At 73.9% G+C, this 11,747-nt stretch carries 12 protein-coding genes; 6 read left to right on the top strand and 6 right to left on the bottom strand.

Annotated elements, in window-relative coordinates; all coding sequences use genetic code 11:
* Positions 1 to 18: 18 nt before the first annotated feature.
* Both IEY70_RS10340 and IEY70_RS10335 read right to left on the bottom strand, forming a co-directional pair.
* Positions 19 to 966: an SIP domain-containing protein gene (locus tag IEY70_RS10340; protein ID WP_189064932.1), complete on the bottom strand. Its 948-nt coding sequence runs from the start codon at positions 964 to 966 to the stop codon at positions 19 to 21.
* Positions 967 to 1,086: 120 nt separating this feature from the next.
* The gene (locus IEY70_RS10335) at positions 1,087 to 1,443 is read right to left on the bottom strand and encodes a hypothetical protein (RefSeq protein ID WP_189064931.1); all 357 of its coding nucleotides are present in this window, start codon (positions 1,441 to 1,443) and stop codon (positions 1,087 to 1,089) included.
* Between the two features lie 248 nt (positions 1,444 to 1,691).
* On the opposite strand from IEY70_RS10335, the gene IEY70_RS10330 reads away from it, so the two are divergent.
* From IEY70_RS10330 to dhbA, 6 genes are all read left to right on the top strand, one after another.
* Complete coding sequence (locus IEY70_RS10330; RefSeq protein ID WP_189064930.1) at positions 1,692 to 2,402, top strand: hypothetical protein; 711 nt, start codon at positions 1,692 to 1,694, stop codon at positions 2,400 to 2,402.
* A gap of 166 nt (positions 2,403 to 2,568) precedes the next feature.
* Complete coding sequence (locus IEY70_RS10325) at positions 2,569 to 3,768, top strand: isochorismate synthase (protein ID WP_189064929.1); 1,200 nt, start codon at positions 2,569 to 2,571, stop codon at positions 3,766 to 3,768.
* The gene (locus IEY70_RS10320; protein WP_229777820.1) at positions 3,765 to 5,486 is read left to right on the top strand and encodes a (2,3-dihydroxybenzoyl)adenylate synthase; all 1,722 of its coding nucleotides are present in this window, start codon (positions 3,765 to 3,767) and stop codon (positions 5,484 to 5,486) included. Before IEY70_RS10325 ends, IEY70_RS10320 begins: the two co-directional genes overlap by 4 nt.
* A complete protein-coding gene (locus IEY70_RS10315; protein WP_189064928.1) occupies positions 5,483 to 6,385 on the top strand; it encodes an isochorismatase family protein in 903 nt (300 codons plus the stop codon). Before IEY70_RS10320 ends, IEY70_RS10315 begins: the two co-directional genes overlap by 4 nt.
* Positions 6,382 to 7,692 carry a condensation domain-containing protein gene (locus IEY70_RS10310; RefSeq protein ID WP_189064927.1) on the top strand — a complete coding sequence of 437 codons (1,311 nt, stop codon included), beginning with the start codon at positions 6,382 to 6,384 and terminating at the stop codon, positions 7,690 to 7,692. Before IEY70_RS10315 ends, IEY70_RS10310 begins: the two co-directional genes overlap by 4 nt.
* Complete coding sequence (gene dhbA / locus IEY70_RS10305; RefSeq protein ID WP_189064926.1) at positions 7,689 to 8,471, top strand: 2,3-dihydro-2,3-dihydroxybenzoate dehydrogenase; 783 nt, start codon at positions 7,689 to 7,691, stop codon at positions 8,469 to 8,471. The genes IEY70_RS10310 and dhbA overlap by 4 nt, the downstream gene beginning before the upstream one ends.
* On the opposite strand, the gene IEY70_RS10300 is transcribed toward dhbA, so the two are convergent.
* The 4 genes from IEY70_RS10300 to rfbB are packed head-to-tail and all read right to left on the bottom strand — an operon-like array spanning position 8,403 to position 11,735.
* Complete coding sequence (locus IEY70_RS10300; protein ID WP_189064925.1) at positions 8,403 to 9,218, bottom strand: SDR family oxidoreductase; 816 nt, start codon at positions 9,216 to 9,218, stop codon at positions 8,403 to 8,405. The genes dhbA and IEY70_RS10300 overlap by 69 nt on opposite strands.
* The gene (locus IEY70_RS10295; protein WP_189064924.1) at positions 9,215 to 9,778 is read right to left on the bottom strand and encodes a dTDP-4-dehydrorhamnose 3,5-epimerase family protein; all 564 of its coding nucleotides are present in this window, start codon (positions 9,776 to 9,778) and stop codon (positions 9,215 to 9,217) included. The genes IEY70_RS10300 and IEY70_RS10295 overlap by 4 nt, the downstream gene beginning before the upstream one ends.
* Positions 9,775 to 10,665, bottom strand: coding sequence for a glucose-1-phosphate thymidylyltransferase RfbA (rfbA, locus tag IEY70_RS10290; RefSeq protein WP_189064923.1), 891 nt, complete (start codon positions 10,663 to 10,665; stop codon positions 9,775 to 9,777). The genes IEY70_RS10295 and rfbA overlap by 4 nt, the downstream gene beginning before the upstream one ends.
* On the bottom strand, positions 10,662 to 11,735 hold the full coding sequence (gene rfbB, locus IEY70_RS10285) for a dTDP-glucose 4,6-dehydratase (RefSeq protein WP_189064922.1): 1,074 nt from the start codon (positions 11,733 to 11,735) through the stop codon (positions 10,662 to 10,664). The genes rfbA and rfbB overlap by 4 nt, the downstream gene beginning before the upstream one ends.
* Between the last annotated feature and the right edge of the window lie 12 nt (positions 11,736 to 11,747).

Here is an 11,747-nt window from a genome sequence, read left to right as displayed (position 1 = left end):
GGAACGGGATGGGGCGGGTCAGGACTGCCAGTACCCGACGACGCGGCAACTGGCCGGGTCGAGGCCGTGCGCGGCGCGCAGCAGCGTGCGGATCTCGCGGGCCGCGCGGCTGCCCAGCGCGCCCCAGGCGGCGCGGACCGGGGTGTCGAGTGAGGCGGCGGCGCGTGTGAGTGCCTGTCCGGACGGTCCGGCGCGCGGCACCCAGCTCAGGTGCGTGCCGGGCGGCAGGCGCACGTCGTCCAGGTAGCGTGCGCCGCCGGGGTCGGCGATCTCGATCAGGACGCGCGGGCCGGGAGCGTCGGGCCAGTGTTCAAGTAGCGCGGCCAGGGTGGGCAGGGCGGTCTCGTCGCCCAGCAGCAGGGCCGCGCCGCCGTGCAGGTCCGGCAGGGTCTCGTGGCGGCCCAGGATGGCCTCCACCGGGTCGCCGGGTTGCAGTCCCGCCGCCCACACCGAGCCGGGCGTGTCGCCGTGCAGGTACACGTCCACCTCGACGAGCGCGGCCTGCGGGTGAACGCGGCGCAGGGTGTACGTGCGTTCCCCGGCGGGCGTGCGGAAACGGGCGGCGTACCCGGGTCGCCAGCCGGTCAGCGTGTCGGGGTCGGCGTGCAGGGTCAGGCGGCGCAGGTCCGCGCCGGGTGACGTGACGGCCTGCACGGTCCAGCGGACCTCGCGGGTGCGGGGCTGCTCGTTCAGTGCTTCGCGGGCGGCGGCGACGGTGGCCCGCAGTCGCCCCTTGGGCGGCACGTCGGTGGTCGTGAAGGGCACGCGGTAGGTGTCCTGCCCGGCGGCGTGCGTGACCTGCAGGTCCAGCCCGCCTTCGTACAGGGCGGTCACGGCGGCGGCGTCGGGGGTCGGGGCGGGCGTGAAGGCGCGGGCCAGGAGAAGCAGTTCGGCCGGGTGGTCCTCGTTGACGTGGTCGATGATCGCGGCGGCCTCTTCGGCGCTCAGGTGGGGCAGGGTGGTCATGGGGTCTCCGGGCTCATACGGACTCCGATTGAATGGGCTTTACAGCCCGCTGGATCCGAGCGGATGCGAGTGAGAGAGAAACGGGTTCCGGATTGTTGGCGAAACAGACGGCAGTCCGTTTCAGTTGAGGTGCATGGCCGTGCCGGGCGCGGCGGGCGTGAGGGGCAGTGTGACGGCGTGGATCAGGGCGCGGAAGGCCTGGAAGTCGCCGGGCGTGAAGGTCAGGCCGGCCGGGCCGCACCACAGCTGGGCGGCGTGATCGGTGCGGCGCAGTTCCCAGTCGCCGCGCTGCCAGCGGCCGGTGGGGGCGTCGCCGTGCGGGTCGCTGCTGGCGAGCAGGGCCGAGAGCTGCGCGAATTCCTGGTGGTTCAGGGACAGGCTCAGGGCGTGCCACAGGACGTGCAGGCTGCCGCAGGTGCAGCGCAGGACCCGGCGTTGCTGGCCGTCGCTGCTCAGGAGGCTGAAGGAGTGACACATGGGATCTCCGGCGGAAGGGATGAGGAGTGGGCGTCTGGCGCGTGCTGGACGGCCAGAAGGTGGGCGGAGGTCTGGGAGCGGCGGGAAGCCGACGGAGAGATAGTGCATTAATCCGACTGGCTTAGTCAAGTATTCGTGACCACCCGGCCTCCAGCCTCCCGGAAGAGTCCAGATCAAACTTGACTATTCCGGTCGGATTTGTAAGATTGTGCCGGACCGGCCCATTCACCGCTCGGTCCACCCCGCCCATGACCCCACCCACGCCCACCCAGACGCGGCGGGGCGTCCTGCCCCACACCTTCCCCGATCCCCTGCATGCCGTCCTCCTCGCCACCCTGCGCGACCTGGGCCGGTCCCTGCCCCCCGGCGTGACCCTCACCGGCACCCTGCGACCCCACGATCCGCACGACCCCCACCCTCCTGTCTGGGACAGCGTCGGCACCCGGCTGCCCCCGCTGCCCCGCACGCCACTGCACCTCATTCCCGCCCACGCCCCGCCGCGCCGCCACGCCGAGTACCGCGCCGGCCGCACCTGCGCCGCCCAGGCCCTGGCCCTCGCCGGACACACCGGCCCCGTCCCCCTCCTGCCCGGCCCACACCGCGCGCCCGTCTGGCCCGCCGGATTCAACGGCAGCGTCACGCACGCCGCCGGACTGGTCCTGGCCGTCGCCGGACCACAGGGCTATCAACTGGGCATCGACACCGAGGCCCTCACGCCCGACCTGCACGCCAGCGGCCTGACGGCGCGCGACCTCCTGACCCATGTCCTGCGCGAGTGCGCCTTCAAGGCCACCTTCCCCGCACGCGGCCAGCCCTACCACCCACCCGACTTTCAGCCTGCACCTGACTCCCGCCCCGGCCAGCTGGCCCACGTTCACCTGACCGGCTCCGCACCCCTCCCGGTCCACTGGACCCGCCACGGCGCGCACGTCAGCGCCCTGACCTGCCAGCCTCTCTGATACGGATTCCGTTTGTTTCGCTGACAACCCGGAACATCGCCGGGCTGCCAGCTCCACGCCCGGAACCCGTTTTGCTCCTACTCGCTCCGCTCGGATTGAACGGGCTTTGCAGCCCATTCAATCGGAGTCCGTATGACCTGCCAGCCCCTTTCCCCCCGGAGGTCCCATGACACCCCTGACCGCACCCCCCACCCCGCACACGCGGCCCTTCGCGTGGCACGCCCCGACCGGGTCGTTCACCGCCCAGCCGCTGCCGCACACCCCGCCGGGCCTGGATTCCGCCGACCTGCCCGCCCTGGGCCGCACGCTGCTGCGCCACGCGGAGCAGGCCGGCGCGGCGCGGCCCGGCGTGGTCGGCGCCGTTCCCTTCCGCCCCGGCGCCGCACCGCACCTGCGGCCGGTGGACCTCGCTGCTCCGGTGGTCACGCGGCCTGTTCCAGTGCGGCCCGTTCCCACGCTGCCCGTCGCCACGCGGACGCTTCCCACACTGAAGCGCGCCGTGAGCGTGCCGGACGCGGCGGGCTTCGAGGCGCTGGTGGCGGCCGCCGTGCAGACCCTGCGCGCCGGAACGCTCGACAAGGTCGTGCTGGGCCGCCTGCTCGACCTGCACCTGTACGCCGCGCCCGACCCGGACGCCGTGCTGGCCCGCCTGCGCGCCGCGCACCCCGCCGCGTACGCGTTCTCGCTGCCGCTGCCGGACGACGCCACCCTGATCGGGGCCAGCCCGGAACTGCTGCTGCGCCGCGCCGGACGGGACGTGCACCTGCGCCCCATGGCCGGGACCCGCCCCCGCCCCGCCGATCCCGCCGCCGACCCGGCCGACGACGCCGCGCGCGCCCACGCGCTGCTGCATTCCGCCAAGGACCGCGCCGAGCACGCGCTGATGGTGCAGGCCATCGCCGACCGGCTCGCGCCGCTGTGCCGCACCCTGAGCGTGCCGCGCACGCCGGAACTGGCGTCCACCGCCACGCTCTGGCACCTCGCCACGCCCATCCACGCGCAGCTGCGTGACGACTCGCCCGGCGTGCTGGACCTCGTGCCGCTCATCCATCCGACCCCGGCCGTGTGCGGCGTCCCGACTGGCGCGGCCCAGGCCCACCTGGAGGCCGCCGAACCCTTCGACCGGGGCTGGTTCGGCGGGGCGGTCGGCTGGGCCGACGGGTACGGGGACGGCGAGTGGGCCGTCACGATCCGCTGCGCCGAACTGCGCGGAACGCACGCGCGCCTGTTCGCCGGGGCGGGACTGGTCGCGGACTCCGACCCGGCCGGCGAGCGGCAGGAGACAGCCGCGAAGTTCGGCACGGTCCTCGCCGCGCTGGGCTTCGCGCCGGCCGACCTGCCCGACGCGCTGCTGGAGGCCCTGTGAAGGCTTCCCTGCCTCCACAGCACGGCCCGCACGACGGACCGGACGAGTTCACCCCCTGGCCCGAGGCCCTGGCGCGCACGTACCGCGAGGCCGGGTACTGGCAGGGCGAACCGTTCGGCGCGTGGCTGAGCGGCCTCGCGCGGCGGTACGCGGACCGCCCGGCCCTCCTGACCCCGGACGGCCCCGTCACGTACCGCGAACTGGACCGCCGCGCGACCGTGCAGGCCGCCGCCCTGGCCGCGCGGGGCCTGCGCGGCGGTGACCGCGTGACGCTGCACCTGCCGAACACCCCGGCGTTCTTCGAGGTGCTGCTGGGCCTGCTGCGCCTGGGCGTGCGGCCCATCCTGGCGCTGCCCGCGCACCGCGAGCATGAACTCGGGTACTTCTGCGCGCACGCCGGGGCCGCCGCGCTCGTCACGGCCGCCGACCCGGAGCGGCTGGCGCTGGCGGCCCGCGTTCAGGCCAGCCTGGAGCGCCCGCTGCCGGTCATCGCCCTGGGCGAGAACCCCGGCACCTGGGAGGGCGAGGCGGTGTCGTTCCTGCCGCCCGCCGCCACCGCGCCCACGCCGGACTTCACGCCTCCCCGCGTGGACCCTGGCGGGGTCGCGCTGTACCAGCTGTCCGGCGGCAGCACCGGCACGCCGAAACTGATCGGACGCACCCACGACGACTACCTGTACTCCATCCGCGCCAGCGCCGACCTGTGCGAACTCGGCGCGGACACCGTGTACCTCGCGGCGCTGCCGCTGGCGCACAACTTCCCGCTCACGTCGCCCGGCACGCTGGGCGCGCTGCACGCCGGCGGGCGGGTCGTGGTCGCGCCGGACGCCGCGCCCGGCACCGCGTTCCCGCTGATCGCCGCGCACGGCGTGACGCACACCGCGCTCGTGCCGGCGCTGCTGCAGGTGTGGCTGCGCGCCCTGGAGGGCGGCCCGCACACCCCGTTCCCGTCTCTGCGTTGCGTGCAGGTGGGCGGCGCGCCCCTGAGCCCCGACGTGGCCCGGCAGGTGCGGCCCCGGCTGGGCGCGGCGCTGCAACAGGTGTTCGGCATGGCCGAGGGCCTCGTGAACTACGTGCGGCCCGGCGCGCCCGACGACGAGGCCCTGGGCACGCAGGGCCGCCCGATCAGCCCGCACGACGAGGTCCGCATCGTGGACGACCACGACCGGCCCGTCCCGGACGGCACGCCCGGCCACCTGCTCACGCGCGGCCCGTACACCATCCGCGGGTACTTCCGCGCGCCGGACCACAACGCCCGCGCCTTCACCCCGGACGGCTTCTACCGCACGGGCGACCTCGTGACCCGCACGCCCGGCGGGGCGCTGGTCGTCACGGGCCGCCACAAGGACCAGATCAACCGCGCGGGCGAGAAGATCGCCGCCGAGGAGATCGAACATGCCCTGCTGCGCCACCCGCTCGTGCAGGCCGCCGCCGTGGTCGGCACGCCCGACCCGTGGCTGGGGGAACGCAGCGTCGCCTTCGTGCAGGTCGCGTTCGTGGAGGCCACCCCCGGCGCGCCCGACCTCGCCCTGACCCTGAAACGCCACCTGCGGGACCTGGGGCTGGCCACCTTCAAGATCCCGGACCGCATCGAGCCGCTGCCCGCGCTGCCGCGCACGCCGCTCGGCAAAACCGACAAGCCCGCCCTGCGCGCCCTCGCCGCCCAGCCTGTCGCCCAGTCCACGCCCTCCACACGCACCTCCAGGAGCCGCCCATGATTCCCAGACTGCCCAGTTACCCCATGCCCGACCCCGCCTCCTTCCCCGCCACCCGCGTCGCCTGGACGCCGGACGCCGCGCGCTCCGCGCTGCTGGTCCACGACCTCCAGGTGTACTTCCTGGACTTCTACGACCCGGCCCTACCCCCCGTGCCGGAGTTGCTGCGTAACGTGTCGCGCCTGATCGCCCGCTGCCGCGAACTGGGCATCCCGGTCGTGTACACCGCGCAGCCCGGGGGTCAGCGCCCCCAGGACCGCGCCCTCCTGACCGACTTCTGGGGCACGGGTCTGCGGGACGATCCCGCGCAGACCCGCGTGCACCCGCAGGTCGCGCCGCAACCCGGCGACACGGTGCTCACCAAGTGGCGGTACAGCGCCTTCAAGCGCACGCCGCTGGAGGAGCAGTTGCGCGCCTGGGGCCGCGATCAGCTGCTGGTGTGCGGCGTGTACGCGCACATCGGGTGCCTGCTCACGGCGGCCGAGGCGTTCATGCTGGACGTGCAGCCCTTCCTGATCGGGGACGCCCTGGCCGACTTCAGCGAGGCCGAACACCGTCAGGCCCTGACCTACGCGGCGAACCGCTGCGCGCAGGTGACCGGCACGGACGACGCCCTGCGCGCCCTGGGCAGCCCCGCCTGGACGGAGGAGCGGGTGCGCGGGCAGGTCGCGGCCCTGCTGGGCGTGGACCCGCAGGCCCTGCACGGGGACGACGACCTGCTGATGCTGGGCCTGGACTCGGTGCGCCTGATGCTGCTGACCGAGGACTGGCAACGCGAGGGCCAGCGCGTGTCGTACGCCGACGTGGCGGCCCGGCCCACCCTGAACGCGATCATGGACGCCCTGAACGCCGCTGCGCCCATGCCCGAGCCCAAGCCCAAGCCCGCCCCGGAGCCCGTGTGACCCTGACCGCCTCCCCCACCCGGCCCGCCCCCGCCCCGCCCGTTCCGCGCACGCTGCCGCTCACGCAGGCGCAACTGGGCCTGTGGGCCGAGGAACGCGAGCAGCCCGGCGGCACCCTGAACCACGTGGCCGAGACGCTCGACCTGCGCGGCCCCCTCGACCCGGCGCGGCTGCGCGCGGCGTTGAGTGACACGCTGCGCGAGGTGCCGGCGCTGCACGTCCGCTTCCGGGATGACGGGCAGCGGGTCCGGCAACTGCTCGGGCCGGTCACGCCCCGCGCGCCGCAGGAACACGACCTGAGCGGCCACCCCGACCCGGACGCCCGGGCACAGGCCATCACGGGCGCGCTGCTGGACGCGCCGCTGGACCTGCCGGGCGGCGAACTGTACCGCCACGCGCTGCTGCGCCTCGGGCCGGACCACCTGCGCTGGGTGTTCGTCACGCACCACATCGCCCTGGACGGCTACGGGATGCACCTGCTGCTGGCCCGCCTTGCCGCCACGTACCGGCAGGAGGCCTGCGCGCCCTTCGACCCGCTGGACGCCGCCGTGCTGGAGGACGGCGCGTATCAGGCGTCCCCGGACCGCGCCCGCGACCGCGCCGCCCTGGGCGCCGTGTACGCCGACCTGCCCTTCGAACCCGCGCCGCTGCTCACGCGCGGCCTGAAACGCGGCTGGCGTGCCGGACGCGACCTGCCTCCCACCCTGGTCCGCGACCTGCGCGCCGGGGCCGGGCCGCTGAATGCAGGCTGGCCGGACCTGCTGTTCGCGCTGAGCGCCGCGTTCTGGCACGCCCACACCGGCGAGCGCGTCACGCTGATCGCCGCGCCCGTCATGCTGCGCCTGGGCAGCGCCGCCGCCCGCGTGCCCTGCATGATCATGAACCTGCTGCCGCTGCGCGTGAACGTCGCCCCGCACGACTCGCTGCGCACCCTGGCCGCCCAGGTCCGCGAGACCCGCACCCGCATGCAGCCGCACGCCCGCTACCGCTACGAGCACCTGTGGACCGACCTGCGCGGCCGCCGCCTGTTCGGCCCGGAGGTGAACGTCCTGCCCTTCGCCTCCCCGCCGGACCTCGGCCCCGGCCTGAGCGTCACGGCGCGCACGCTGGCGTCCGGGCCGGTCGAGGATCTCGCCCTGACCTTCAGCGGCTGGGCGGGCGCCCTGCACCTGAGCGTGGACGGCCACCCGGACCTGTACACCCCCGCGCAGGTGAGTGGCCTGTGCGACCGCCTGATCCGGGGTCTGGACCTCGCCATGCGCGACCCGGACGCCCCGCTGCCGCCCCTGCTGCAGGAGCACGCATGATTGCCGACCCCACCCCGCCGGACGGCTGGACCGGCCGGGTCGCGCTCGTCACCGGAGCCGCGCAGGGCATCGGCGCGGCCGTCACGCGCCTGCTCGCCGCGCGGGGCGTGCAGGTCATGGCCGCCGACATCCAGACCATCCCGCCCGAACTGCGCGCCCTGCCCGGCGTGCACGCTGCGCCGCTGGACGTCACCGACCCCGCCGACGTCGAACACGTCGTGGCCCGCCTGGAACGCGACCTCGGTCCCGCCGATTTCCTGGTGAACGTGGCGGGCATCCTGCGCCCGGGTCTGCTGAGCGACCTGAGTCTCGACGACTGGCACCGCACCTTCGCCGTGAACACCACCGGCCCCTTCGTGGTGTCCCGCGCCGCGGCGCGCTCCATGCAGGCGCGCGGACGCGGCGCGATCGTCACGGTCGGCTCGAACGCCGCGCACGTTCCCCGCCACGGCATGGGCGCCTACGCCGCCAGCAAGGCCGCCACCATCCACCTGATGCGCTGCCTCGCGCTGGAACTCGCGCCGCACGGCGTGCGCTGCAACGTCGTGTCGCCCGGCTCGACCGACACCGCCATGCAGCGCCAGCTGTGGACCGACCCCACCGCCCCGCAGCGCGTCATCCAGGGCGACCTGGGTACATCCCGGCTCGGCATTCCGCTGGGCCGCATCGCCGACCCCGACGACATCGCCCGCGCCGCGCTGTTCCTCCTCTCAGACGACGCGCGGCACATCACCATGCAGCACCTCACCGTGGACGGCGGCGCGACCCTGGGCGCCTGAAGCGGACTCCGATTGAGCAGGAGAGCCCGTCTCCCATGGCGCCCGCAGGGCCTGCCAGCGGTCGGTGTTCAGGCTGACGTCGGCCGGGAGGGGCAGCGGCGCGTGATCGCGCGTGGCGGGACGCACGTCGGGTCTGGACTGGCGGGCCAGGTCGAACACGCTCTTACGGGCCGTGGCCACGTGCAGGGTCGCGTCCGGAATGCGGCTGGCCTGCAGGATGACCTGCGCGACGTGCGGCGCGATCACGTCCAGGTAGTCCTGGCTGGTGAACGCGTCCGTGAACGCCGCGGCGTGCGGGAAGGGCCGCGTGCGGAAACTGGTGCGGATGATCAGGCTGCGCCCGGCGAGGCGGGCGGCGGACTCGGCGGCGAGTTTGGTCACGCCGTACCAGTTGACGGGCGGCCCCGGCGGGTCGTTCTCACGGTAGTGGCCGGTGTCGCCGCTGAACACGTAATCGGTGCTGATGTGGATCAGGGCCGCGCCGGTGGCGTGGCAGGCGCGGGCGACAGCCGCCGCGCCGTCCACGTTGACCTGCCACGCCAGGGCGCGGTCGCGTTCGCAGCGGGTCACGTCGGCCAGCGCGGCGGCGTGAACGACGAGGTGAGGGCGCGCGGCGCGCAGGGCACGCAGCACCTGTTCAGGGTGGGTGATGTCCAGGGCGGCGCGGGGCGGGGCGTGAAGGCCGGGGATCAGGCCCTGCAGGGCGCTGCCCAGGCGGCCACTGCCGCCGGTCAACAAAATGGTCACCCGCGGTCCTCGTCCCACAGGTGCGCGCCGAAATGATCCCAGGGGAGGCGGCCCTCGTTCGGGTCCTGCGGGTCGAACTGGGCATCCATGCCGTACAGCAGGGTCGCGCCCTGCACCGAGGCGCGGTAACCGTGCGCGACACCGCTGGGTATGTGCAGCAGCGCGGGCTGCTCGCCGCTGAGGATCACGCGGCGCAGGCCGCCGCTGGTGGGACTCCCGGCGCGGACGTCGGCCAGCCAGACGGTCAACTGCCCGGACAGGACGCACCAGAGTTCGTTCTGCTCGGCTTTCACATGCAGGTGGAAGGCGTTCAGGCGGCCCGGCGCGGCCCACGAGACGCTCAGTTGCCGCAGGTGCAGTTCGTCCGGCAGGTGCTGGGTGACGCCGTCCCCGAGGCGCAGCACTTCCATGAACGCGCCGTTCCCGGCGCGGTGCTTGCTCAGCGGACGCAGCCACACGCCGCTCAGGTCGGGCGCGGGCGGGTAGGTTTCGTGCGTGAGGGCGGCGTGGGCAGGCCCGGTCAGCGGGACGTGCAGGGGCGGGCGGGCGTCGTCGTTCATGGGTTCTCCTGTTCGGTCAGGGTCTGCAGGTACTGCCCGTAGGCCCCGCCGGCCTGCGCGCGGGCCAGGTCGCGCAGGTGCGCGTCCGTGATCCACCCGGCCCGCCACGCGGTTTCCTCGGGTGAGGCGAGTTTCACGCCCTGGCGTTGTTCGAGTGTCCGGACGAACAGGCTGGCGTCCAGCAGGTCGTCGTGGGTTCCCATGTCCAGCCAGGCGTTCCCGGTGCCGAGCGTCTGCACGCGCAGCTGCCCGGCGTGCAGGTACAGGCGGTTGAGGTCCGTGATTTCCAGTTCGCCGCGCGCTGAAGGCTTCAGGGTCTGCGCCCAGGCGGGGGCCTGCGCGTCGAACAGGTACAGGCCGGTCACGGCCAGCGGCGAGCGGGGACGCGCGGGTTTCTCCTCGATCGACACGGGCCGCCCGGCCGGGTCGAGTTCCACCACGCCGTACCGGCTGGGGTCACGCACGCGGTACGCGAACAGGGTGGCGCCCACAGTCTGGGTCTGCGCGCGATGGAGTTGCGCGCCCAGGTCCGGGCCGTAGAACAGGTTGTCCCCCAGAATCAGGATGCTGGGCTGCCCGGCCAGGAACGTCCGGGCGATCAGCAGCGCCTGCGCGAGTCCTTCCGGGGCGGGCTGCTCGGCGTAGTGCAGGTCCAGGCCCCACTGCTCGCCGCTGCCCAGCAGGTGCTGGAAGCGCGGCAGGTCGCGGGGCGTGGCGATCACCAGGATGCGGCGCACGCCGGCCAGCATCAGGGTGGTCAGCGGGTGGTAGATCATGGGTTTGTCGTACACGGGCAGCAGTTGCTTGGAGACGGCCAGCGTGGCCGGGGCGAGGCGGCTGCCGGACCCGCCGGCCAGGATGATCCCGGACCGGGCGTGGGCGGTCATGAAGCGCCCAGTCTGGCGGCGTACTGCCGCTCGTAGTACGCCGCGAAGGCCTCGCTCCGGCGGATGGGTTCCCACCACGCGCGGTTCGCGGCGTACCAGCGTGCGGCGCTCAGCACCGCCTGCTCGGGCGTGAAGTCGGGCGCCCAGCCGAGTGCCTGCACCCGGTCCGTGTTCAGGCTGTAGCGGCGGTCGTGGCCGGGGCGGTCGCTGACGTGCCGGACCGGGGCGTCCGGAAGTCCCAGCGCCTGCGTGACCAGCTGCGCCATGCGCCGGTTCGAGAGTTCAAGGCCCGTGCCGACATTGAAGACACCCCCGGACGCCCCGCCGCGCAGGACCAGCTCGATGGCGGCGCAGTGATCGTCCACGTGCATGTAGTCACGTTGCTGCAGGCCGTCACCGTACAGCGGCAACGGCAGGCCCAGCAGGGCGTTCGTGGCGAACAGGGCCAGGGCCTTCTCCAGATGCTGGCGCGGCCCGACGTTGTTCGCCGCGCGGGTGACCGTCACGGACGACCCGTGCGTCTGGTGGTACGCCAGCACCAGGTGATCGGCGGCGGCCTTGCTGGCCGCGTAGGGACTGCGGGGCGTCAGCGGGTCGGTCTCTAGGCTGTGGTGCGGGGCCGGCACGTCACCGTACACCTCGTCCGTGGACACCTGATGCAGGTGAATGCCCCGTTCACGCGCGACTTCCAGCAGCGTGTGGGTGCCCAGGACGTTCGTGTGCGTGAATTCCAGCGATCCCAGGATCGACTGGTCCACGTGCGTCTGCGCCGCGAAGTTCACGATACCCCCAACGCCGTACTGGTCGCACACGCGGCGCACGGCGTCCGCGTCGGTGATGCTGGCCACCTCGAGGTGCAGGGCAGGTCCCCACAGGCCCGCGAGGTTCTCTGGGCGGCCCGCGTACGTCAGGGAATCGAGCACCACGACCGGTTGCGCCGGGTGCGCGGCCCGCCAGCGTTCCACGAACCGGCTGCCGATGAATCCGCACCCGCCCGTGACGAGCAGCGCAGGCCAGGTGTCCGGCTGCCGGGCAGGGGCGTGGGGCGTGGTGGTGGGAGGAAAGGACATGGTACCCCTACC

The organism is Deinococcus seoulensis (assembly GCF_014648115.1).
Classification (GTDB): Bacteria; Deinococcota; Deinococci; order Deinococcales; family Deinococcaceae; genus Deinococcus; species Deinococcus seoulensis.
This window is presented reverse-complemented; position numbering and strand designations above follow the sequence as displayed.